Annotated in this window: 23 protein-coding genes; 15 read left to right on the top strand and 8 right to left on the bottom strand. The window is 68.0% G+C overall.

Annotated elements, in window-relative coordinates:
• The first annotated feature begins 4 nt into the window (after positions 1-4).
• The 4 genes from ACFXHA_RS15645 to ACFXHA_RS15630 all read left to right on the top strand — a co-directional run bounded on the left by ACFXHA_RS15645 (position 5) and on the right by ACFXHA_RS15630 (position 2960).
• Entirely contained in the window at positions 5-820 is an 816-nt protein-coding gene (locus tag ACFXHA_RS15645) for an SDR family NAD(P)-dependent oxidoreductase (RefSeq protein ID WP_379357119.1), read from the top strand.
• Positions 821-1126: 306 nt separating this feature from the next.
• The gene (locus tag ACFXHA_RS15640; RefSeq protein WP_379357117.1) at positions 1127-2029 is read left to right on the top strand and encodes an LLM class F420-dependent oxidoreductase; all 903 of its coding nucleotides are present in this window, start codon (positions 1127-1129) and stop codon (positions 2027-2029) included.
• Complete coding sequence (locus ACFXHA_RS15635; protein ID WP_379357115.1) at positions 2026-2352, top strand: hypothetical protein; 327 nt, start codon at positions 2026-2028, stop codon at positions 2350-2352. Before ACFXHA_RS15640 ends, ACFXHA_RS15635 begins: the two co-directional genes overlap by 4 nt.
• The gene (locus ACFXHA_RS15630; protein WP_379357113.1) at positions 2349-2960 is read left to right on the top strand and encodes a Dabb family protein; all 612 of its coding nucleotides are present in this window, start codon (positions 2349-2351) and stop codon (positions 2958-2960) included. The genes ACFXHA_RS15635 and ACFXHA_RS15630 overlap by 4 nt, the downstream gene beginning before the upstream one ends.
• Here the strand turns inward: ACFXHA_RS15630 and ACFXHA_RS15625 are convergent, their stop codons facing one another.
• Positions 2961-4568, bottom strand: coding sequence for a FadD3 family acyl-CoA ligase (locus ACFXHA_RS15625; RefSeq protein WP_379357112.1), 1608 nt, complete (start codon positions 4566-4568; stop codon positions 2961-2963).
• Between the two features lie 253 nt (positions 4569-4821).
• Between ACFXHA_RS15625 and ACFXHA_RS15620 the strand changes: the two genes are divergently transcribed.
• Both ACFXHA_RS15620 and ACFXHA_RS15615 read left to right on the top strand, forming a co-directional pair.
• Complete coding sequence (locus tag ACFXHA_RS15620; RefSeq protein ID WP_379357110.1) at positions 4822-7002, top strand: pyruvate, phosphate dikinase; 2181 nt, start codon at positions 4822-4824, stop codon at positions 7000-7002.
• Positions 6992-7759 carry a tyrosine-protein phosphatase gene (locus tag ACFXHA_RS15615; protein WP_379357108.1) on the top strand — a complete coding sequence of 256 codons (768 nt, stop codon included), beginning with the start codon at positions 6992-6994 and terminating at the stop codon, positions 7757-7759. Before ACFXHA_RS15620 ends, ACFXHA_RS15615 begins: the two co-directional genes overlap by 11 nt.
• Here ACFXHA_RS15615 and ACFXHA_RS15610 read toward each other — a convergent pair.
• On the bottom strand, positions 7756-8496 hold the full coding sequence (locus ACFXHA_RS15610) for an SDR family NAD(P)-dependent oxidoreductase (RefSeq protein ID WP_379357106.1): 741 nt from the start codon (positions 8494-8496) through the stop codon (positions 7756-7758). The two genes, ACFXHA_RS15615 and ACFXHA_RS15610, sit on opposite strands and share 4 nt — an antisense overlap.
• Before the next feature lie 94 nt (positions 8497-8590).
• Positions 8591-9547, bottom strand: coding sequence for a LysR family transcriptional regulator (locus tag ACFXHA_RS15605; RefSeq protein WP_379357104.1), 957 nt, complete (start codon positions 9545-9547; stop codon positions 8591-8593).
• A 199-nt stretch (positions 9548-9746) separates the two neighbouring features.
• Between ACFXHA_RS15605 and ACFXHA_RS15600 the strand changes: the two genes are divergently transcribed.
• The 3 genes from ACFXHA_RS15600 to ACFXHA_RS15590 are packed head-to-tail and all read left to right on the top strand — an operon-like array spanning position 9747 to position 13130.
• Entirely contained in the window at positions 9747-10436 is a 690-nt protein-coding gene (locus ACFXHA_RS15600) for a succinate dehydrogenase cytochrome b subunit (protein WP_379357102.1), read from the top strand.
• A 2-nt stretch (positions 10437-10438) separates the two neighbouring features.
• Positions 10439-12373, top strand: a complete 1935-nt coding sequence (locus ACFXHA_RS15595) for a fumarate reductase/succinate dehydrogenase flavoprotein subunit (RefSeq protein WP_379357100.1) — start codon at positions 10439-10441, stop codon at positions 12371-12373.
• A gap of 13 nt (positions 12374-12386) precedes the next feature.
• On the top strand, positions 12387-13130 hold the full coding sequence (locus ACFXHA_RS15590; RefSeq protein WP_379357099.1) for a succinate dehydrogenase/fumarate reductase iron-sulfur subunit: 744 nt from the start codon (positions 12387-12389) through the stop codon (positions 13128-13130).
• 1 nt (position 13131) lies between these two features.
• Here ACFXHA_RS15590 and ACFXHA_RS15585 read toward each other — a convergent pair whose 3' ends face one another.
• Positions 13132-14223 carry a winged helix DNA-binding domain-containing protein gene (locus ACFXHA_RS15585; protein ID WP_379357097.1) on the bottom strand — a complete coding sequence of 364 codons (1092 nt, stop codon included), beginning with the start codon at positions 14221-14223 and terminating at the stop codon, positions 13132-13134.
• Between the two features lie 41 nt (positions 14224-14264).
• Between ACFXHA_RS15585 and ACFXHA_RS15580 the strand changes: the two genes are divergently transcribed.
• Genes ACFXHA_RS15580 through ACFXHA_RS15570 form a run of 3 tightly spaced genes read left to right on the top strand, consistent with a single transcriptional unit; the run spans position 14265 to position 18118 of the window.
• Positions 14265-15155: a glycosyl hydrolase family 32 gene (locus ACFXHA_RS15580; RefSeq protein ID WP_379357095.1), complete on the top strand. Its 891-nt coding sequence runs from the start codon at positions 14265-14267 to the stop codon at positions 15153-15155.
• Between the two features lie 55 nt (positions 15156-15210).
• Positions 15211-16629, top strand: a complete 1419-nt coding sequence (locus ACFXHA_RS15575; RefSeq protein ID WP_379357093.1) for an L-fucose/L-arabinose isomerase family protein — start codon at positions 15211-15213, stop codon at positions 16627-16629.
• 1 nt (position 16630) lies between these two features.
• A complete protein-coding gene (locus ACFXHA_RS15570; RefSeq protein WP_379357091.1) occupies positions 16631-18118 on the top strand; it encodes an FGGY-family carbohydrate kinase in 1488 nt (495 codons plus the stop codon).
• Here the strand turns inward: ACFXHA_RS15570 and ACFXHA_RS15565 are convergent.
• Positions 18115-18492: a DUF397 domain-containing protein gene (locus tag ACFXHA_RS15565; protein ID WP_379357089.1), complete on the bottom strand. Its 378-nt coding sequence runs from the start codon at positions 18490-18492 to the stop codon at positions 18115-18117. The two genes, ACFXHA_RS15570 and ACFXHA_RS15565, sit on opposite strands and share 4 nt — an antisense overlap.
• Positions 18489-19376, bottom strand: a complete 888-nt coding sequence (locus ACFXHA_RS15560; protein ID WP_379357087.1) for a helix-turn-helix domain-containing protein — start codon at positions 19374-19376, stop codon at positions 18489-18491. Before ACFXHA_RS15560 ends, ACFXHA_RS15565 begins: the two co-directional genes overlap by 4 nt.
• Positions 19377-19548: 172 nt before the next feature.
• Between ACFXHA_RS15560 and ACFXHA_RS15555 the strand changes: the two genes are divergently transcribed.
• From ACFXHA_RS15555 to ACFXHA_RS15545, 3 genes are read left to right on the top strand one after another with little or no spacing between them, the layout of a single operon-like run.
• A complete protein-coding gene (locus ACFXHA_RS15555; RefSeq protein WP_379357085.1) occupies positions 19549-19719 on the top strand; it encodes a hypothetical protein in 171 nt (56 codons plus the stop codon).
• Complete coding sequence (locus ACFXHA_RS15550; protein ID WP_379357084.1) at positions 19716-19913, top strand: hypothetical protein; 198 nt, start codon at positions 19716-19718, stop codon at positions 19911-19913. Before ACFXHA_RS15555 ends, ACFXHA_RS15550 begins: the two co-directional genes overlap by 4 nt.
• On the top strand, positions 19892-20125 hold the full coding sequence (locus ACFXHA_RS15545) for a hypothetical protein (RefSeq protein ID WP_379357082.1): 234 nt from the start codon (positions 19892-19894) through the stop codon (positions 20123-20125). Before ACFXHA_RS15550 ends, ACFXHA_RS15545 begins: the two co-directional genes overlap by 22 nt.
• Here the strand turns inward: ACFXHA_RS15545 and ACFXHA_RS15540 are convergent.
• On the bottom strand, positions 20103-20492 hold the full coding sequence (locus ACFXHA_RS15540; protein WP_379357080.1) for a nitroreductase family deazaflavin-dependent oxidoreductase: 390 nt from the start codon (positions 20490-20492) through the stop codon (positions 20103-20105). The two genes, ACFXHA_RS15545 and ACFXHA_RS15540, sit on opposite strands and share 23 nt — an antisense overlap.
• Before the next feature lie 223 nt (positions 20493-20715).
• Positions 20716-21369: a hypothetical protein gene (locus tag ACFXHA_RS15535; protein ID WP_379357078.1), complete on the bottom strand. Its 654-nt coding sequence runs from the start codon at positions 21367-21369 to the stop codon at positions 20716-20718.
• Between the last annotated feature and the right edge of the window lie 2 nt (positions 21370-21371).

The following is a 21371-nucleotide window of genomic DNA, read 5'->3' as shown; positions in this document are numbered from 1 at the left end:
ACCCATGAAGGACTTCCACGGCAAGGTCGCCGTCATCACCGGTGCCGGAGCCGGTATCGGCCGGGCGCTGGCCCTGGAGCTCGCCCGCAATGGCGCGCAGCTGGCGCTGTCGGGGCGCAATCTCGAGAATGTCGCGGAGACTGCGGCGCTGTGCGAGAAGGAGGGCGCGAAGGCGCGCGCCTACAAGCTGGACGTGACCGACCGCGCGGCTGTTTATGCGCACGCCGACGAGGTTGTCACCGACTTCGGCAAGGTGAACATCGTCATCAACAATGCCGGTGTCTCGCTGACCGCCAATATCGAGGAAGTCTCCTGGGAAGACCTGGAGTGGATCTTCGGCATCAACTACTGGGGCACCCTGCACGGTGTGAAGGCGTTCCTGCCGCATGTGATCGCCTCCGGTGACGGGCATATCGCCAATGTCTCCAGCATGTTCGGCCTGGTGGCCTGCCCGAGCCAGGGCGGCTACAGCTCGTCGAAGTACGCCATGCACGCCATCAGCGACGCACTGCGCCAGGAGATGATCATCGCCGGCTACAACGTGGGCGTCTCCAGCATCCACCCCGGCATGATCAAGACCGAAATCGCTTGGAAGGCAAGGGCTGCCGCCACCCGCGACCGCGACGACCTGGCCGCCAACTTCGACCGCCTGGCCCAGACCAGCCCCGAGGACTGCGCCAAGACCATCGTGGGCGGCATCCGAAAGAACAAGCCGCTCATCCTGATCGGCAAGGACGCCAAGGCCATGAACATCATGCGCCGCCTGCTGGGCTCCGGCTACATGAAGCCGCTGACCGCCCAGATGCGCAAGGAGATTTAACCCAGCTCTCGGGAGCTCCCGTGCGCCGGTGCGTTCCGCACCGGGGCACGGACCGAGGGAGGAGTGGGTGGTGCCTGGCCCGCCCGGGTGTCGCGCCCGGCCGGCTCCGCGCGCCCGAGAGCGCCATGAATCAGCCCCGTGCCGTCAGGTGCGGGGCCTCTGGTCGTTGGCTCGGCCGGGGGTGTTGAGCTGGGGTTTCTACTATCTCGCTGACCGGGATCGGCGCGGTTTGTGACTGCGGTTACACGCCAGGCTCGAAGGTATGGCCCGTTGAGGGGACGTACTCGCAAGGATGGAGGGCGGCCGATGCGGATTGGCATGCTCATGCCGTATTTGGATGGTTTGGTGACCGACGGGGGATTCCTGCGGGAGTTCGCCGCGGCGGCCGAGGAATGCGGGCTGGACTCGATCTGGACCGTGGAACATGTTGTGGTGGCGGAGAATTACGAGCCGCTGTATCCCTATTCGCCGGATGGGAAGATGCCGGGCGGGGATCTCGGAGTGCCCATGACGGATCCGCTCGAGACTCTTGCGTTTCTGGCGGCGGCCTCCAGCACGTTGAAACTTGGTACGGCGATGGTGGTTGCCCCGTTGCACAGTCCGGTGGTGCTGGCCAAGCGGGCGGCGACGCTGGATCGGCTCTCCGGTGGACGGGTCCTGCTCGGGCTTGGAATCGGTTGGCAGAAAGAGGAATACGCGGCGATCGGGGTGCCGTTCGAGGAGCGTGGGGCGCGGTTGGACGACTGCATCGGGGCGATGCGGGCGTTGTGGACGCAGGCTCCGGCGAGCTTCAGTGGCAAGCATGTGTCGTTCGAGCGGCAGAACTGTCTGCCGCAGCCGGAGCGGTCGATACCGATCGTGCTGGGCGGCAACAGCGCTCCGGCGGTGCGGCGGGCGGCGAAGGTCGGTGACGGGTGGTTCCCGTACACCATTTCGTCCGAGGATTTCGCGCGCGGCGCGGACAAGATTCGTGAGATCGGCGCTGCCGCAGGACGTTCCGAAGATGCGGTCGAGATGACCATCTGGCCGGGCTCGTTCGACTTCACCCGCGAATTCGATATCGACTACGTACGGCCTTATGTCGCCGCGGGTGCGAGCCGCCTGGTCCTCGCGCCGCCCATGTTCGGCCCGGAGTCCCTGCTGAACGGTGTGGAAAACCTTGCGGTGTACGTGGATCGGTACCGCAACGACGTGGAGGCGAAACTGTGAACCCCGCAACCGCCGTCCGCGTCGTGGACCGCATCGTCCTGCCCGTCGACCGCGCCGAGGACTGGCTGACCCACTGGCGCGGTGAGTACCTGCCCGGCGCGACGGCGCGCGGGCTGCGTGCGCCGCAGGTGCTGCGCGAGTACACCGGAGCGGATTCGGTGGCCGTGCAGATCGTCTGGGAGTTGCCCGGCATCTACGACTTCTACGGCATGCGGGGTGCGGCGGCGGCCGATCCCGCGGTCGCGGCTTTCTGGTCGCGCACCGATGCCGTCGCCGTCACCCGTGAGCGTCACGTCCTGGCGGTGCAGGAGGAAAAGCCTTGAGCCGCTGGGTGATTCTGTCCGCCACCGCCGACCTCTCCGCCACCGTCGACGCCGAGGCCCAGCTCGCGGCCGACGCTGCGGTGGCTGTCGCGACTCCGGGCGTGACGCACTGCTCGGCCGGGCTGGACCTGCCCGGCAGCACCGGCGGGCAGGGCGCACTGTGGGACCTGACTACCGATTCCGCGCCCGCTACCGTGCTGCCGGGCCTGCCCGCGCACGCCGATGTGGTGCCGCTGGCTCCGGTGCATGCCCGCGTGGTGCGCCTGGACTCGGCCCGCCGCATCAAGCGCACCCTGCTGCTCACGGTCCGTCACGACACCCCGCCGGAAACGGTGTCGCGCTTCGAATCCGATCTGATGGCCATGCCCGCCCACATCTCCGCCATCAAATCCTGGTCGCTGAGCCGGGTGCCGGGTCACCCGCGCTGGACGCACGTGTGGGAGCAGGAATTCGCCGATCCGGACGGGCTCAACGGCGACTATCTGCTGCATCCGTACCACTGGACGCATGTGGATCGCTGGTTCGATGCGGAGATCCCCGGCGCGATCGTGGCACCGGCCATCGCCCACCTGTACCGCTGGGCGGACGGCCCGGTGCTCGGGAATTGATCAGTTCGGTTCGCGCAGTCGCGCTTTGAGCACCTTGCCGCCGGTATTGCGCGGGAGGTCGTCGACGAAGACGACCTCCCGTGGCACCTTGTAGCTCGCCAGCCGGGAACGCGACCAGTTGATGACGGCGGCCGGATCGAGCGTGACGCCGTCGGCGGCCACCACAACCGCCCGGCCCACTTCGCCGAGCCGCTCGTCGGGGATGCCGATCACCGCGACATCACGAATATCGGGATGCTGCAGCAGGATTCGCTCGATCTCGGCCGGGTAGGCATTGAAGCCGCCGACGATGAACATGTCCTTGAGCCGGTCGGTGACCCGCAGGTAGCCGTCGTGGTCGAGGGTGCCGATATCGCCGGTGTGCAGGAAGCCGTCGTCGATGGCGGCCGCGGTGGCCTCCGGGTCGTCGAGGTAGCCGAGCATGACATTCGGTCCGCGCACCGCGATCTCACCCGGCTCACCGGTCTCCACGTCCTTGCCGTCCCGGTCCAGAATGCGGACCTCGCTGCCTGCCAAGGGTTTCCCCACGGTGCCCGCCACAAGTTCGGCGGGGGAGTCGGGCGGGCAGATGGAGACGACGCCGATGGATTCGGTGAGACCGTAGGCGGTGAACACGAACGGCACCCGCAGCTCGTCGCGAATGCGGCGCACCAGTTCGGTGGGAATGGTCGCGCCGCCGGTCCCGGCCAGGCGCAGCGAGCCGAGCATGTAGTTGTCGTGATCGGTCGCCAGCAGATCGGTGAAAAGCGTTGGGGGACCGGCCAGCACGGTGATGCGCTCGGTCTCGATGAGTTTCAGGGCCGTAGCGGTGTCGAAGCGTTCCATCGGCACCATGGTCGCGGTCTTCAGCAGGCAGGCCAGGATTCCGGCCTTGTATCCGAAGGTGTGCGAGAACGGATTCACCAGCAGATACCGGTCGCGCGGGCGCAGCGTGACCGCATCGGCCCACTGCGCGAACACTTCCAGGCTCTGCCGGTGGGTGGCGAGCACGCCCTTGGGCGCGCCGGTGGTGCCGGAGGTGAACAGGATGTCGGAGACGGCGTCCGGTTCGATCTCGGCGATGCGTTCGGTCGCCGACTGTGGCGCGATCACGGTGCCGGGGGCCAGGAATCCGGCCCACGAGCTGATGTCCCAGGTCGTGTCGCCCTCGCCGCGGGCGTCGTCGAGCAGGATCAGATGCTCCAGATCCGGTAGCGGAACACCGGATTCGGCCAGCATGCCCGGATAGTCGCGGCCCAGGAACTCCTGCACCGTGCATACCGCCTTGGCGTGACTGCGGGCCAGCACGTCGGCGGCCTCCGCGCCGCGCAGCCGGGTGCTGATCGGCACCAGCGTCGCGCCCGCGCCGAGCATGCCGAGCGCGGTCACCACCCAGCGCACACTGTTGGGCGCCCAGATCCCGACCCGATCCCCGACTTCCAGACCGGACGCCATGGCGGCGCGGGTCACCGCAGCGACCTCTTCGGCCAGTTCGGCAAATGTCAGGCGTCCGGCCGGTCCGGCCATGGCCACCGCGTCCGGATACCGTCGCGCTCGTTCCGCCACCAGTGCCGGGATGGTCGTCACGGGTCCGACCGTGGAGCTCCCGCCCGAGTGCCGCCGATCCATCCGCCCATCCTGCCCCACGCCCCGCCGGTGAATCCCCATTTTCGGTGTGCCATCCCACTGACCGGCTGTGCCATGTGCAGCCCTGCGAACGCAGGGGATTCCAGTGATCGGGATGGGAGTTGGGTGTGGGGGCGGTCACGCGGCACGCTCGATGGAGTGGTCCCGTGGGGAACGGGGATATTGCCCGGCAGGCCGTTGGAGCAGCGGCGGAGCGCTGGAGTGCGAAATGAATCCAGGATCTCGGAGGAGTGACATGACGGCCGGAACGGAGTTGGTGCGGCGTCCCGATGCGGACACCGTGACCGTTGTCGAACTCGACGGCGCGTGCGGACTGTCGCGCGAGCGGATCGGCGGCAAGGCGTGGAGCATCGACCACATGCGGGCCCTCGGGCTGCCGGTGCCGCCCGCGTTCGTGATCACCACCGACGGCTGGGCCGACTACACCCGCCGGGGCGTCATCGCCGAGGAGATCTGGGCGCAGGTGCGCGACGGCATCGCCATGATCGAGCGTGGCACCGGGCGGCGCTTCGGTTCCGCGGAACGGCCGCTGCTGGTGTCGGTGCGCTCGGGCGCGGCCATCTCCATGCCGGGCATGATGGACACGGTGCTGAACCTGGGCATGACCGATGCGGTGCAGCAGGCGCTGGCCGCCGAGACCCGCAATCCGGCGTACGCGCAGGACACCCGGCAGCGCTTCGTGCACCAGTACCGCGAGACCGTGCTCGGTGATCCGAGCGGCGAGGTGCCGGCCGATCCGTGGGAGCAGCTGCGTGGCGCGGTCGAGGCCGTGTTCCGGTCCTGGGATTCCGCGCGCGCCAAGACCTATCGCGCCAATCGCGGCGTGGCCGACACCCTCGGCACCGCGGTCACCGTGCAGGCCATGGTGTTCGGCAATCTCGACGAATCCTCCGGCACCGGAGTGCTTTTCACCCGCAACCCGAACACCGGCGACGGTCCCGTCTACGGCGAGTGGCTCGTCGGCGGGCAGGGCGAGGATGTGGTGTCGGGTCGGTTGACCCCGCGCCCGCTCGACGAGCTGGCCGCCACCCAGCCCGCGGTGCACGAGCGGCTGATCGCCGCCGTGCAGCTGCTCGAGCGCGACGGCCGTGACATTCAGGACGTGGAGTTCACCGTCGAATCCGGGACGTTGTGGCTGTTGCAGTCGCGTGCGGCCAAGCGTTCGGCGCGGGCCGCGGTGCGCTCGGCGGTCGCCATGGTCGCCGAGGGGCTGATCAGCACCGACGAGGCGCTCGATCGGGTCACCGCCGAGCAGGTGCGTGAGGTGTTGCGCCCGGCCTCCGGTGACAGTGCCGGTCAGCTGCCGCTGGCACGCGGCGAATCGGCCTGTCCCGGACTGGCTTCCGGTGTTGTAGTCACCGATCCGGATGAGGCCGAGGCCCGTGCGGAGGCGGGGGAGGACGTTGTTCTGGTGCGTCCCACCACCAGCCCGGACGATCTGCACGGCATGATCGCCGCCCGCGCGGTCGTCACCGAATTGGGCGGCACCACTTCGCATGCCGCGCTGGTGAGCCGCGAACTGGGGCGCCCGTGCGTGGTCGGTTGCGGGCCGGGCGTCGTCGACGCGCTGGTCGGCAGGACCGTGACCGTGGACGGCGGGGCCGGTCTGGTGCTGTCGGGCGAGGTGGTCGGCAAACCCGTCGAGCAGGCCGTGCTCGACGATGTCGCGCAGCTCGCCCAGTGGGCCGGCGTGGACGGCGCGGGACTGGCCGAGCGGCTCGAGGCTCGCACTCCCGTCGGCTCCGAGTCGGCGGTTGCCGAGCCGGAAGACACCGAGCAGGAAGAGGTTTCCATGCACGCTCCCGTCACCGAACTGGCCGTGCTGCGGCTGGTCGGCATCAAGGGCCGGGTGAACGCCGACAATCTGGCTGCCAGCTTGTTCGCCGAGACCGCCGAGATCGCCTCCTGCTGTGAGCATTTGGTGACTGCCGGGTACTGCGTGACGTCACCCGCCGGTTTCCGTATCACCCCGGAGGGCCGTCCGCGTCTCGAGCAATTGCTGACCGAGGAACGCGCCACCGTGGACGCGGCCGCCATGACCGCCGCCTATGACGAATTCTGTGTCTACAACGCCGATCTCAAGGTGATCATCACCGATTGGCAGATGAAGGACGCGGCCACGGTCAATGACCACGCCGATGCCGAGTACGACGCGTCGGTGCTGGCTCGCCTCGGCGACACGCATCAGCGACTGCGCCCCCTCATCGGGCGACTGGGTGGTCTGGCCCCGCGCCTGTCGCGCTACCTGGACCGGCTGGACCGGGCGGTGGAGCGGATCGGCGAGGGTGACCACACCTACGTGGCGCGCCCCATCATGGACAGCTATCACACCGTCTGGTTCGAGCTGCACGAAGACCTGATCGGGCTGTGCGGCCTGACCCGTGCCGAAGAGGCGGCGGCCGGCCGTGCCCACTGAGCCTGTAAAGACCACTCGCTGGGTCGATTTCGCCCAGATCGACAATGTCCGCGATCTGGGCGGCCTGCCTGTAACCGGCGGCGGCACCACCCGATTCGGCGTTGTCCTGCGCTCCAGCACCCTGCAGCAGGCCACCTGCGACGACCTCGCCCAGCTGCTCGTCGCCCAGGGTCTGCGCACGGTCATCGACCTGCGCCTGCCCGACGAGGTGGAACGTGAGGGCTACGGCCTGATCGGCGACGCCGACGTCCACATCGCCAATCTCCCGATCCGCAAGTCGCCCCAGTCCTCTTTGGCGGCAAGGGATCTGGTCCCCGACAAGACCCGCGTCGACCTGACCGAGCTCTACGGTCAGCTGCTCGGCGGCAGCGGCGAGCACATCGTCGAGGCGGTCCGCCTCATCATCGATCCGGCCCGCCACTCGGTGCTGTTCCATTGCGCCGCAGGCAAAGACCGCACCGGCGTCCTGGCCGCCGTCCTGCTGGACGCGGTCGGGGTCCCCGCCGAGCCCATCGCCGACGACTACGCCCTCACCAACGAGCGCATGCCGCGCGTCCGCGACCGCCTCGACGCCCTGCCGTCGTATGAGGGTCTCCCGCAGGCGAACACGGGCATCCTGGCCGTCTCCCCGGACGTCATGCTCGGCTTCCTGAAGAACCTGCACGCCGAGCACGGTGGCGCGGCCGAATGGCTGCTGGCCAGGGGTCTTTCGGCCGCCGAGCTCGAGCGGTTGCGTGCGGTTCTGGTCGAGTCCTAAACGGTGTAGCCGCCGTCCACGGCCAGTGACGTGCCGGTGATGTAGCGGCCGCCGGGGCCTGCCAGGTAGGCCACGGCGGCGGCGATGTCCTCGGCCTCGCCGAAGCGGCCCAGGGCGGTGAGGTTGCGCTGGAAGTCGCCGGAGTCGCCGTCGGCCGGGTTCATGTCGGTGTCGATGGGGCCGGGATCGACCGTGGTGGCGGTGATTCCGCGCGGGCCGAGCTCGCGGGCGAGGCCCTTGGTGAGGCCGATGAGCGCGGTCTTGGCCATCGCTTGCAGCACGAAGTTCTCGCCCGGGACGCGACCGGTGAAGCAGGACCCGATATTGATGATGCGGCCGCCTTCGCCCAGGTGCCGGGATGCGGCCTGGGCGGCCAGGTAGATGGCCTTGACGTCGACGGCCAGTACCCGGTCCAGATCTTCGAGGGTGGTTTCGCCGATCGGGCCGTAGGCGAGGAATCCGGCGTTGTTCACCAGAATGTCGAGGCGGCCCAGCGCTTTCACCGTCTCGTCGACGGCGGCCGCCGCGGTGGTCGGATCGGTCAGATCGGCGTGGATGATCACGGCTCGGCCGCCCTCGAGTTCGATCTGGTCGGCGACCGCCTGCGCTTGATCCTTCGACTGGGCGTAGGTCAATGCGACGGCCGCGCCCGCGTCGGCCAACCGCCGGGCGATCGCCGCGCCGATGCCGCGGCTGCCTCCGGTCACCAACGCTACCTTGCCGGTCAGCTCACTCATGTTGCTCCTTCATCGCATGGCGGATATCGACTTATGGAGCGTAAGAAGCGATTTGGGGTGCCGGGCCGACGCCGTCACGCCACATGCGGACAGTTCACGCCACCGGCAGCAGTGACCGCACGCCCGCCGGGAGGTCGCCGGTCAGGGCGGCCTCGCGGATGAAGGTCTCCAAGCTGGTGCGGAAGGCGCGGGCCGCGTGGGTGGGGGTGACGTCCTTGCGGTGCGCGAGGGCGACCGTACGGTGCAGGCCGTGGGCGGTATGGCCGCCGTCGCTCGAGAGCGGGATACCGCGGAGTCCGGGGCGTCCGGCCAGCACCGTGCTCGGTACGACCGCGATCCCGAGGCCGACTTCGACGAACCGCAGCACGGCGTCCATCTCGCCGCCTTCGACCGCGAAGCGGGGTTCGAATCCGGCCTCGCGGCAGGCGCTGATCGTGGCTTCGCGCAGGTCGTAGCCGGTGCGGAACATGACCAGGGGCCGATCGCGCAGATCGGTGATGCGCAGCTGCGGACGCTGCGGCAGGGAGGTGTCGGCGATACTGGCGGCGATCACCAGGTCCTCGCGCAGGATCGGCGTGGTGGCCAGCGGGGTGTCCTCGGCGAGCGGCAGGATGACCAGCGCCGAATCCAATGCGCCCCTGGTCAATTGGCGTACCAGATCGCGGGAGCCGCCCTCCTCGACCAGCAGGCTGATCCCCGGGTAGGCATCGTGATAGCGGCGCAGCGTGTCTGCCAGCAGCCCGGAGCACAGCGAGGGCGTCGCGCCGAGCCGCACTCGACCACGCCGCAGTCCGGCCAGTTCCTGCACTTCGAGTCGTGCGGTGTCGACGTCGGCCAGGATCCGGGTGGCCAGCGGCAGCAGCGCCTCGCCGGCCGGGGTCAGCGCGATATTGCCGCGGGCACGGCTGAACAGCTCGGTGCCGAGTTCGGTTTCCAGCGTGCGGATCTGCTTGGACAGGGAGGGCTGGGCGACGCCGAGTTCATCGGCGGCCTTGGTGAAATGCCTGGCCTGCGCCACGCCCAGGAAGTACGTCAACTGCTGCAACTGCACCCTCGATAGCCTAGGACTATGGACTTCGGAATGTTGATGCCGAGGCGATGATCACAGTCGCCGTGTGACATCGTTCACCCGGCGAATTCACTACCGGCAGTAGTAATTCGGTGCGCAGCTCGGTCCATAGTCCACGGTCATGGTCACCAGATCCAAGCGGACTTGGACCGGGTGCGCGCGGCGGTCGTAGCTTCCGCTCATGGCTATCGCATTACCTGAGCTCTACCGCACGACGGTGGGCAAGAAGGCCGTGATGGCGGTGACCGGGGGCATCCTTGTTCTCTTCCTCATCGCCCACATGGCCGGGAACCTGAAGGTCTTTCTGGGCGCGGCGGAGTTCAACCACTATGCCGAGTGGCTGCGCACGATCGGTGAGCCCGCCATTCCCCGGCGCGGGGTGCTGTCGGCGGCGGAGGTCGTGCTCGGGGTGAGCGTGATCGCGCACATGTGGTCGGCGGTGTCACTGGCGCGGACCGCGCGGCGGGCGCGGCCGGTGCGGTATGCGGCGAAGAAGAAGTCGCACGCCAACGGGTACGCGGTCCACACCATGCGGTGGGGTGGGGTGATCATCGCGCTGTACGTGGTCTGGCATCTGATGGACCTGACCTTCGGTGCGGTGAATCCGGTGGGCCGCACTGCGACTCCGTACGAGAAGGTGGTCGCCGACTTCGCGCCGTCGCACTGGTACGTCACCGTGTTCTATGTCGTGGCCATCGTCATGGTGGGTCTGCATCTGCGGCACGGCATTCGCAGCGCGTTCCAGACCCTCGGTCTGGCGAGCAGTGCCAGTTATCGCACCTACGACCGGGTGGCCGCCGTCGTCTCGGCGCTGCTGGTCGCGGGTTTCCTGGCCGTCCCGGTCTCCGTCACGTTCGGATGGGTGAAATAGCCATGAGTGAAGGACTTTTCGATATCGGCGAGCCTCTGGTCGACACCAAGGCTCCGGGCGGACCGATCGCCGAGCGGTGGACCACCCGCAAGTTCGAGGCCAAGCTGGTCAACCCGACGAACAAGCGCAAGAAGACGGTCATCGTCATCGGCACCGGGTTGGCGGGCGGCTCGGCTGGTGCGACCCTGGGTGAGCAGGGCTATCACGTCATCCAGTTCTGCTTCCAGGATTCGCCGCGCCGCGCGCATTCCATTGCCGCGCAAGGCGGTATCAATGCCGCCAAGAACTACCGCAATGACGGTGACAGCGTGCACCGGCTGTTCTACGACACCGTCAAGGGCGGGGACTATCGGTCGCGGGAGTCGAATGTGCACCGGCTCGCGGAGATCTCCACGCAGATCATCGATCAGTGTGTGGCGCAAGGGGTTCCGTTCGCCCGCGAGTACGGTGGGCTGCTGGACAATCGGTCCTTCGGCGGGACACAGGTTTCCCGGACCTTCTATGCGCGCGGGCAGACGGGACAGCAGTTGCTGCTGGGCGCGTATCAAGCCCTGATGCGTCAGATCGAAGCGGGCACAGTGGAATTGCATGCGCGGCACGAGATGCTCGACCTGATCATGGTCGACGGGGTGGCGCGCGGTGTGGTGGTGCGTGATCTCGTCACCGGGGAGATTCGGTCCTACACCGGTGACGCGGTGGTGCTGGCCTCGGGCGGGTACAGCAATGCCTACTTCCTGTCGACCAATGCCATGGGCTCGAATGTCACCGCGTCCTGGCGTGCGCACAAGCACGGCGCGTACTTCGCCAATCCGTGCTTCACCCAGATCCATCCGACCTGCATCCCGGTGTCGGGCGACCATCAGTCGAAGCTGACGCTCATGTCGGAGTCGCTGCGCAATGACGGCCGGGTGTGGGTGCCGGCGCGGGTCGGCGATCACCGTGCGCCCGAGGACATTCCGGAGGCCGAGCGCGACTACTACCTCGAACGCATCTACCCGGCGTTCGGCAATCTGGTCCCGCGCGATATCGCGTCGCGGGCCGCGAAGAACGTGTGCGACGAGGGCCGCGGGGTCGGGCCCGGCGGGCTGGGCGTCTACCTGGACTTCGCCGAGGCGATCGCGCGGCTCGGGCTCGACGCGGTGAAAGCCAAGTACGGCAACCTCTTCACGATGTACGAGCGGATCACGGGGGAGGATCCGTACGCGCGGCCGATGCGCATCTTCCCGGCCGTGCACTACACGATGGGCGGGCTGTGGGTCGACTACGACCTGCAATCGACCATTCCCGGGCTGTTCGTCATCGGGGAGGCCAACTTCTCCGATCACGGCGCGAACCGGCTGGGCGCCTCCGCGCTCATGCAGGGCTTGGCCGATGGGTATTTCGTGCTCCCGGCCACGCTCGGCGACTACCTCGCGCGCGGACCGGTCGGGGAGGTGTCCGATGAAGCGGTGAAAGACGCTGAGGCCCGGGTGGTTTCGATGATCGATCGCCTGCTGTCCATCAAGGGCGACCGCACGGTGGACTCCTTCCACCGCGAGCTCGGCCAGCTCATGTGGGAGTACTGCGGCATGGAACGCACCGAGGTGGGACTGCGTAAGGCGCTCACGCTGATCCCCGCCCTGCGCGCGGAGTTCTGGGAGCGCGTCAATGTTCCCGGTTCCGGCGACGACCTCAACCAGTCGCTCGAACGTGCGGGCCGCGTCGCCGACTTCCTCGAACTGGCCGAACTCATGGTCATCGACGCCCTGCACCGCACCGAATCCGCGGGCGGCCACTTCCGCGCCGAATCACAGACCGAGGACGGCGAGGCCCGCCGCGACGACGCGAACTTCGCCTACGTCGCCGCCTGGGAGTGGAACACCGGGCAGCCGCCGACGCTGCACCGCGAAGCGCTCACCTTCGACCACGTCCACCCGACCACCCGGTCGTACAAGTAGGGGAGTACCGGATATGAAACTCACACTGCGGATCTGGCGGCAGCGCGACTCCCGGGACAAGGGCGGTCTCGTCGACTACCCGGTGGACATCTCGCCCGACGCGTCCTTCCTCGAAATGCTCGACGTCCTCAACGAAGAACTCACCGACCAGGGCGAGGAGCCGGTCGCTTTCGACCACGACTGCCGCGAGGGCATCTGCGGCATGTGCTCCCTCGTCATCGACGGCACCCCGCACGGCCCCGAGAAGGCCACCACCACCTGCCAACTCCACATGCGCAAGTTCACCGACGGCGACACCATCACCGTGGAACCGTGGCGCGCCAAGGCTTTCCCGGTCGTCAAGGACCTCGTCGTCGATCGCACCGCCTTCGACAAGATCATCCAAGCCGGCGGCTACATCACCGCCCCCACCGGCACCGCTCCGGAAGCCCACGCGGTCCCCGTCCCGAAACCCGACGCGGACTTCGCCTTCCAAGCCGCCGAATGCATCGGCTGCGGTGCGTGCGTGGCCGCCTGCCCCAATGGCTCCGGCATGCTCTTCACCGCTGCCAAGATCACCCACCTGGGCCTGCTGCCACAAGGGCAGCCGGAGCGCTACTCCCGCGTCGCCGCGATGCTGGAGACGCACGACGAACTCGACTTCGGCGGCTGCACCAACACCGGCGAGTGCACCCTCGCCTGCCCCAAGGAAATCCCGCAGGACGTCATCGGCCGCCTCAACCACGACCTGCTGCGTGCGGCACGGAACCGCTCCTGAATCAGTGGCGTTCGAACACGATCTTGCCGTCCTCGTGCGGTGCGATCACCGGTAGCAGCCGTTCGGCCTCGGCGCGGACGGCTGCTTCGGTGGACTTGGTGAGGGGATGCCAGGGGGTGATGCGGATGGTGGAGCCGTCGAGATCCCAGCGGCCGTGGACGAAGCCGTCGACGAGATAGAAGGGGACGCCGCCGGAGGCGATCTTGGCGATGCGGGCGCGGTCCGCGTCGCCGATGATGCGGGTGCGATCGCGGTGGCCGAGGCAGGAGTTGTCGAAGGCCGGGAGGAAGCGGATCGGGGCGGGCAGGTCGGGGTCGGCGATCGGGGCTTCGGGGAGGTCGTAGAGGGTGCGGCCGGATTCGTCGTGGTAGACGCGGAGTTCGGGGCGGAGGCGGGTCATCACCTCCGCGAGGCGGGTGACGCCGGCGAATTCCTGGATGTCGGCGGTGGTGGCGGGGCCGTAAGCGGCGAGGTACCGGCGGATGAGCGTTTCGGGGCGGGGAGATTCGGACAGGGGCGCGTTCAGCCATTCCTCGGCCAGGGAGACCGCGACCGAGCGGCCGCGCCACGCGCCCCATGTGCCCGCGGCGTCATCGTGCAGCAGGGGGTGAACGACGCCGAGAGCGTGCACGAGGTGGCCGGATTCGCGGCCGGGGAAGCGTTCGGCCAGCAGTTTGCCGAGGTCGCGGCGGGGGAGGGTGCGGCCGGTCAGCAATTGACGTGCGGTGCTGGCGAATTCGTCGATATCCAGGCCCGCGGTGGTGTCGCGGAGGTAGAACGAGCGCAGGGTGCGGTCGATGTCGGGGCGCACGGTCGGGTACAGCCAGCGGTAGTCGGCGGCGGTGGCCAGGTGGACGGTGCGGCGGATCATGGTGGCGCGCACCACGGTTCGGTCGCGCAACAGGGAGGCGAGGTCGTCGCGGTGGAAGTCGGTGAGCCGGGTCCACAGGCCGATGTAGGGCCAGTTCGGTTCCTGCGCCTGGACCGCGACGAGGTGGTGGATCAGGTCGGCGGCGGGCATGGTGACCCGTTCGTTCAGCTTCTGACGCAGCAGCAGGGTGCGGTTCAGTGTGCGCAGCGAGAGTTCCGGCATGAATCCATTGTCGAAGCCAAGTAGGACAGTTTTGTTCCTAGATGAAGGACGAGAATATGGACGAGGTGCGGGCGGGGGAGTTCCGGCACATCTACGACCCGAGTGAGGCGGATCAGCGGTGGTACATCAATGATCACTGCCTGATTCGCGACACCGGTGGCCGCTGGCATCTGTTCGGGATCACCCATCCCGAACCCGCCGATCCGTTCGACGAGACCGAGTTCGCGCATGCCACCGCCGCGGATCCGCACGGGCCGTGGACCAAGCATCCGTCGGTCCTGACGGTCGACCCGCAGCGCGGCGAAACCCACCTGTGGGCTCCCTTCGTCGTCCACGACGGCGACCGCTACTGGATGTTCTACGACGGCGGCGGAACCGACCGCACCGCAACGGGTATGGGCCTGGCCACCTCCACCGACCTGTTCCACTGGGACAGACATCCCGGCACTCCGGTCTTCCGCGACGGCTATGACGCCCGCGACCCCATGGTTCTTCGTCTGGAAGATCAATGGGTCATGTACTACTGCGCGACGAGTGCTCCCACGGGCGGTCACCATGTCGTCGCCTACCGCACCAGCGCGGATCTTGTGCACTGGAGCCATCGCGGGATCGCCTACACCGACCCGACCACCGGAACCGGAGCGGGCAATACCGAATCCCCCTTCGTCTTCCGCCATGACGATGCCTGGTATCTCCTGATCGGTCCCCGCCCCGACTATGTCGGCACCGAGATCTTTCGCAGCAATAACCCTTTTCACTTCGACACGTCCGACCGCGTGGGGCAGATCCCCGCCCACGCCGCCGAGATGATCACCCACGACCACACCCTCTGGATCACCCACGCGGGCTGGGGGCAGGGCGGAGTCTTCCTCGCCCCCTTGGTTTTCCCGAAACCACCGATAATCCGATTTCGGGCGTGGCGTGCGGTTTGAACTGGGATTCTGAATCGGGAGTCGAGAGTCCCACCCAGTGCGGGGAGGCAGGCGCATGGCCCGAATCGGCGTGATCAGTCTTTCCGACGGCCGCGACTACGTGCACGGCGGCATTGTCGGATTCATTCGGACGGCGGAGGATCGGCTCGTCGCCGAGCTGACCGCGGCCGGGCACACCGTGATTCGCGGCGTGGAACCCATCGGCGGCAACGAGTGCGCGGTGACGGTGGCGCGACAGGTCGCGGCCGCCGGGGTGGATCTGACCGTGCTGCACTACGCGGTGTGGGCGTTCCCGCACTTCACCATGCTGGCGGCAGGAGCCCTCGACGGCCCGCTGCTCCTGCTGTCCAATATCGATCCGGTGCAGCCGGGCATGGTCGGCATGCTGGCGGCGGGCGGCGCACTCGATCAGATCGGGCGCGAACACGCCCGGCTGTGGGGTGATCCCGCCGATCCGGAACTCATCGCCGCGATAGGGGAGCGGGCGCGGGCCGCGGCGGCGGTGGCGAGCCTGCGCGGCAGCACCTTCGGGCGCATCGGCGGGCGGCCCATGGGCATGAACACCGCGGTCGCCAATACCGATCAGTGGCAGCGGCTGTTCGGGGTCGACGTGGAGGAGATCGACCAGTGGGAGATCGTGCGCCGCGCCGAACTCGCCGATCCCGGTGAGGCCAAGGCGGCGCGGGAATGGTTGGAGCGCAATGCCGCCGGAGTCCACTACGACGGGCGCAAACTGACCCCGGAGCTGCTGGAACGCCAGATCCGCGCGTACCTGGCGATGCGGGATCTGATCGCGGAATGGCATCTGGACTTCTCCGGCATCAAGGGGCAGCCGGAGCTGACCCAATACTTCGCCACCATGGACATCACCGAGGCGTTCCTCAACGACCCGTACGACTGGAACGGGCCCAAACGCCCGCACATCTGCGCCACCGAGGCGGATATGGACGGCGCGCTCACCATGCAGCTGCTGCACCGAATCGCCGACACCCCGGTGCTTTTCGCCGATGTCCGCCACTATCACGCGGACCGCGACATCTGGGACCTGTGCAATTCCGGGCAGCATGCCACCTGGTACGCCGCCCGCAGCGACGATCCGGCCGAGAATCTGGCGCGCGTGCACCTGTATCCCGAGGTGTTCTTCTTCCCGGCCGGTGGCGCGTCGGTGCACCATCTGGCCGCGCCCGGGCAGATGACACTGGCCCGGTTCACCCGCCGGAACGGTTCCTACCGAATGCAATTGATGCTCGGCGAGTTCGAGAACTACGACGCCGCCACCAACGAATCGCTGATGAAACAGTCAACCTGGGAGTGGCCGCACGCCTTCGCCCGGCTCGACGCCGATGCCGGGGACTTCCTGTCCCGCTTCGGGGCCAATCACATTCACGCCGTGCCCGGCGATCACCGGGCCACCGTGCGCGCGGCCTGCGAGCTGCTCGGCGTCACCCTGGACGAATTCACCAGGGCGAGTTGACATGCTGCTGGGCATCGATATCGGCACCTCCGGATCCAAGGGCGTCCTGGTCGACCATTCGGGCCTGGTCGCAATGAGAGCCGAACGGCCGCACCGGGTTTCGACACCCCGGCCCGGCTGGGTGGAACACGACGCCGAGACCGTGTGGTGGGCCGACTTCGTAGCGATCGCCCGCGAGCTGGTGCACGCCGCCGACGGCGAGCCGATCGACGCGCTCGCGGTCAGCGGCATCGGGCCGTGCCTGCTGCCCGCCGACGCCGATGGCAAGCCTCTCCGCCCGGCCATCCTCTACGGCGTCGACACGCGCGCGAGCGTCGAAATCGAGGAACTGAACGCGGAATTGGGTGCGCACACGGTGCTGGAGCGCTGCGGGTCACCGCTTACCAGTCAGGCCGTCGGACCGAAGCTGCGCTGGCTCATCCGCCACGAACCGCAGGTATGGCAGTCCACCCGCATGCTGCTGATGGCCAGTTCCTTCCTGGTCCACCGCCTCACCGGCCGCTACGTCCTCGACCACCAGTCCGCCAGCCAATGCGTCCCCATGTACGACCTGGCGGCCCGCGACTGGGCCACCGACTGGGCCGAATCGGTGGCTCCCGGTCTGCGACTACCCGAACTATCCTGGCCCACAGAGATAGTCGGCCGGGTGACTCCCGAGGCGGCGGCCGCCACCGGCCTCCCCGTCGGCGTACCCGTCACCACCGGCACCATCGACGCCTGGGCCGAGGCCGCCGGTGCCGGCGTCCGCCACCCCGGCGACTGCATGATCATGTACGGCACCACCATGTTCCTCACCCAGGTGCGCACCGACCCCCGCCCCCAGCCCGGCCTCTGGACCACCTGCGGAACCTGGCCCGGCACCTACACTTCCGCCGCCGGCATGGCCACCTCCGGCGCGATCACCGACTGGCTGCGCGCCCTCACCGCCACCGACTTCACCGAACTCCTCGACGAGGCCACCCACGTCCCACCCGGCAGCCGCGGCCTCCTCGTCCTCCCCTACTTCGCCGGCGAACGCACCCCCCTGTTCGACCCCGACGCCCGCGGCATCATCGCCGGCCTCACCCTCACCCACCACCGCGCCGACCTCTACCGCGCCATCCTCGAAGGCACCGCCTACGGCGTCCGCCACAACCTCGAAACCATGTCCGCCGCCGGTACTTCCGCCACCCGCCTGGTAGCCGTAGGCGGCGGCACCAAGGGCGGCCTCTGGACCCACATAGTCTCCGACATCACCGGCCTCCCCCAACAACTCCCCGCCGACACCGTAGGCGCAGCCCTCGGCAACGCCCTCCTAGCCGCCGAATCCCAACACCTCGACACCTCCACCTGGAACCCCATCATCACCACAATCGACCCCGACCCCCACCACACCGCCACCTACGACCCCTACTACCGCCACTACCGCACCCTCTACGAAAACACGAAAGCCACAGCCCACTTCCTGGCCCGCGAACAACACCGCGCCGCCAAACAGACACCAGCCTAACCGAATTCGCCGCTCCGAACACCACTGGTGAAGGCGTCCCACTCGAGTGGCGCGAAAACGAGCGCCGGCCCGCCGGCATCCTTCGAATCACGGACTCCGACCGCGCCGGTGTGGAGGAACGCCACCTCGACGCACTCCTGACCGCCCTGGCTGTAGCTGCTCTTGAACCATCCTGCGTCGAATTCGCCACGATGGACACTGCTGGCGAACGCATCCCACTCCTGTGGCGCGAAAACCAGTGCCGGTCCACCGGAATCCTTCGAGTCGCGGATTCCGACCGCCCCGGCCCCGAGGAACGCCACTTCGACGCATTCCCCACCTGCCTGGCTGTAGCTGCTCTTGAACCATTGTGCATCGGTCAGTTCGATGTTCACGGCGCGTACTCCTTTGCTATCCGTCTCAACAGATTTCGTGAAGCTGTCTCGTCCAATGCCGCCTGGCGCAGAGTGTCGTGGGCGGAGTGGTAGAACCGCACATCGTCGTGGTCCTCGAGATACATACTGCCGACTGTGCCTTCCAGATAGACGACCGAAGGCTCGGTGGGCTCACCGGGCGGTGGTGCTCCGAAGTCCAGAATCACGAAGGGCAGCATCGATATTCCGCCGGGAAACCCGGCCTCGAAGGGCAGGATCCGGATCGCGATGTTTTCGCGGGTCGAACTGTCGGCGAGGTGCCGAAGTTGTGCCGCCATCACCGCGGGCCCGCCGACCGGGCGATGCAGTGCGGCTTGTCCGATCACCACATCGAGGTCCAAGGGGTGGTGCTTGCGCGTGGTCGTCACCTGTCGATGCTTCTTGATCTGAGCGCGCCGATCCCGTTCCTCCGCCGGGGCGTCGGGCCACCGCTGGCTCAGCAGGGCGCGGTCGTACGCCTCGGTCTGAAGCAGGCCGGGAATGAGTTCCGGCTGGTAGGTGACACATCCGTCGGCTGCGGCCTCGAGCCCGACGTAGACGTCGAGGTTGCGGGGCAGGAGATCGGCATAGGAGTGCCACCAGTTCTTGACCTTGGCCTGCTGCGCGAGTTGCACCATGCCTTCGCCGATATCGGTAGGCACTCCGTATATCCCGCAGGCTTCCTTGATGACACCGGTTCGGACCCGGGTGATTTCGGCCTTCTCGATGCGCGCGAGACTGGTTGCGCCCATCTCGAGTAATTCGGCAGCCCGCGCCTGGCTCAGCCCCGAGCGGTTTCTCCATTCGAGCATCAGCCGCCCCAGCTGCCGCAGTGGCACTGTCGAACCGACTCCACCGTCAGGCATGGCCGCGTCCCCCGTTTCGAGCGGTCACCTACACCGACTTCGGGCTGCTCTCATCACCGTTCCGGTGTAAGCGTCCCACCGAATACGGCGCTCGTGCAGGCAATTCGGTGAACCCGGATCGGAGTCCCCGATTTGGCGTCACCGCCCAGGTCTCGAGGCGTCCATTGGTGTGATGAATCTGCTTGATTGCCAGTCGGATCCCGGCCCCCTGACCCGGGCACACGCGCAGCTTGCGTGGCGACTGCACCGCTTCTGTGATCGGGATACCTGCCGGGTGCGGCGGCGAGCCCGCGCCGCGCTGGACGACTTCGTTGCCCGCATCACCTCGAGTGGGTCGAAATGACTATGCCCGCAACGACTTCCTGGATCGACGACCACTGTCGAAACTCCCGCATCGTGCCGATCACCCGGGAACGCGCCGAGGGCATCGTGGCCCTCCACGCCTCCTGCACCCCGCCCTGCCCCCGCCAACTCACCGCCCGCGACTACCTCGCCACCCACCCGGAGGTCCGGCCATGTATCTCGAAATCCTGCTGATCACGGCCATCTCGGCAGCCTGCGCCCTCCCAACCCTCCTCGCCCTCCGCCCCGCACCATCACCCAGACCCTGGCCGTCCGCGCCCACCACCCCGGCCCGCCACCGCCGCGACCGTTACTCGGTCGCCTCCATCCGAGCCCGCATCGAACACGAACGTGCCGGCGGAGGTGCGGGTGTGGCCGTGCTGCTCAGCGCGGATCGAGGACGATGATCGGGATTCGGCGGTCGGCGTTGCGTTGGTAGGAGTCGAAGGCAGGGAAGGCGTCGACGAACTTGGGCCACAACCTGTCTCGCTCGGTTTCGGTGGCAGGGCGGGCGTGGACCGCCCGTATCTCAGCGCCGATTCGAACGGTGGTGTTCGGGTTGGCGCGGAGGTTGTAGAGCCACGCGGGATTGTTCGGCTGCCCCGCCTTCGACGCCACCACCGCCAGCAACTCACCGTCCTGATGGAAGATGACCGGCGACGTCCGCCGAACCCCACTCTTGGCCCCGACGTGCTCCAACAACAGAATTCGAGCCTCCGGCCACCCGGTGATCCGGCCCCCGATCCGCCCCGACGACCACCTGTACAGCGCCACATGCACTTTCGTGGATCGCCGCCCGAGAAAGATCCCGCGCCGATTCAACCGCTCGGAACCCGAAACAACCAGCCCACCCAATATCCCCACGAATCTCATTACACACGACAACAACTCGCCGTGCAGCCCCGCAAGTACCCCGGTTCTTCAAGATCAAGGTGTACTCACTGCGGAATTTTGTCCGGTTCGCCTCCGTGAGTACACCCTGCCCCGCGGGGGACGACTACGGCGCGACGCCGAGTGCTCCAGCGCCCGCACCGATGCCCGCACCGATGCCCGCACCGATGCCCGCACCGATGCCCGCGCCCACGGCGGCGGCGGGGATGCCCAGGGCGGCGGCACCGGCGACTGCGCCCAGGCCCGCGCCGATCGCGGCACCGAGGGCAATGCCACCGGCCGCGCCGGCGGCTTCGGCCGCGAGGCCCCCGATGAAGATCGGCACGTCGATCACGCATCCGGTGGTGGCGCAGCCGACCACTGCGGTCGCCAAGGTCGCGAGGGCTGGAGCGCCGATGCCGACGAGGAAGCCGACTCCGGCACCGGCCACACCACCGGCGACACCGCCGCCCACGCCACCGATCACGGCCGCGGGCACCCCGGCCGCGACCGCACCGATACCGGCACCGGCCAACGCCGCGTTGCCGACCTTGGTCAGGTCGGGACCGGCGGGCGCGTCGATCGGTGCGGGCGCGTCGATTGCCGCGACCGAGGCGATCGGTGCGGCGGCGGCCACCACGGCGGCCGGGGCCGGGCTGGTGGCCTGGTCGATGGGGGCCGCTTGGGCGAGCCCGGCGCACATCACGGTGGCGGCGACGGGAAGCGCGCACAGTGCGGCCGCGCGAGTGGCGAACAACGTGGTGGTACGGCGAATGCTCACGG

Origin of the sequence: Nocardia sp. NPDC059240 (assembly GCF_042753865.1) — a bacterium.
In the GTDB taxonomy this organism is placed as follows: Bacteria; Actinomycetota; Actinomycetes; order Mycobacteriales; family Mycobacteriaceae; genus Nocardia.
This window is presented reverse-complemented; position numbering and strand designations above follow the sequence as displayed.

Excerpts from the sequence above, each read along its gene's own strand:
- ACFXHA_RS15585 (WP_379357097.1), bottom strand. The coding sequence starts at position 14,223 with ATGCCGGAACTCTCGCTGCGCACACTGAACCGCACCCTGCTGCTGCGT.
- ACFXHA_RS15580 (WP_379357095.1), top strand. The coding sequence starts at position 14,265 with ATGAAGGACGAGAATATGGACGAGGTGCGGGCGGGGGAGTTCCGGCAC.
- ACFXHA_RS15570 (WP_379357091.1), top strand. The coding sequence starts at position 16,631 with ATGCTGCTGGGCATCGATATCGGCACCTCCGGATCCAAGGGCGTCCTG.
- ACFXHA_RS15560 (WP_379357087.1), bottom strand. The coding sequence starts at position 19,376 with ATGCCTGACGGTGGAGTCGGTTCGACAGTGCCACTGCGGCAGCTGGGG.
- ACFXHA_RS15555 (WP_379357085.1), top strand. The coding sequence starts at position 19,549 with ATGAATCTGCTTGATTGCCAGTCGGATCCCGGCCCCCTGACCCGGGCA.
- ACFXHA_RS15550 (WP_379357084.1), top strand. The coding sequence starts at position 19,716 with ATGACTATGCCCGCAACGACTTCCTGGATCGACGACCACTGTCGAAAC.
- ACFXHA_RS15545 (WP_379357082.1), top strand. The coding sequence starts at position 19,892 with ATGTATCTCGAAATCCTGCTGATCACGGCCATCTCGGCAGCCTGCGCC.
- ACFXHA_RS15645 (WP_379357119.1), top strand. The coding sequence starts at position 5 with ATGAAGGACTTCCACGGCAAGGTCGCCGTCATCACCGGTGCCGGAGCC.
- ACFXHA_RS15640 (WP_379357117.1), top strand. The coding sequence starts at position 1,127 with ATGCGGATTGGCATGCTCATGCCGTATTTGGATGGTTTGGTGACCGAC.
- ACFXHA_RS15625 (WP_379357112.1), bottom strand. The coding sequence starts at position 4,568 with ATGGATCGGCGGCACTCGGGCGGGAGCTCCACGGTCGGACCCGTGACG.
- ACFXHA_RS15595 (WP_379357100.1), top strand. The coding sequence starts at position 10,439 with ATGAGTGAAGGACTTTTCGATATCGGCGAGCCTCTGGTCGACACCAAG.
- ACFXHA_RS15600 (WP_379357102.1), top strand. The coding sequence starts at position 9,747 with ATGGCTATCGCATTACCTGAGCTCTACCGCACGACGGTGGGCAAGAAG.
- ACFXHA_RS15610 (WP_379357106.1), bottom strand. The coding sequence starts at position 8,496 with ATGAGTGAGCTGACCGGCAAGGTAGCGTTGGTGACCGGAGGCAGCCGC.
- ACFXHA_RS15575 (WP_379357093.1), top strand. The coding sequence starts at position 15,211 with ATGGCCCGAATCGGCGTGATCAGTCTTTCCGACGGCCGCGACTACGTG.
- ACFXHA_RS15590 (WP_379357099.1), top strand. The coding sequence starts at position 12,387 with ATGAAACTCACACTGCGGATCTGGCGGCAGCGCGACTCCCGGGACAAG.
- ACFXHA_RS15620 (WP_379357110.1), top strand. The coding sequence starts at position 4,822 with ATGACGGCCGGAACGGAGTTGGTGCGGCGTCCCGATGCGGACACCGTG.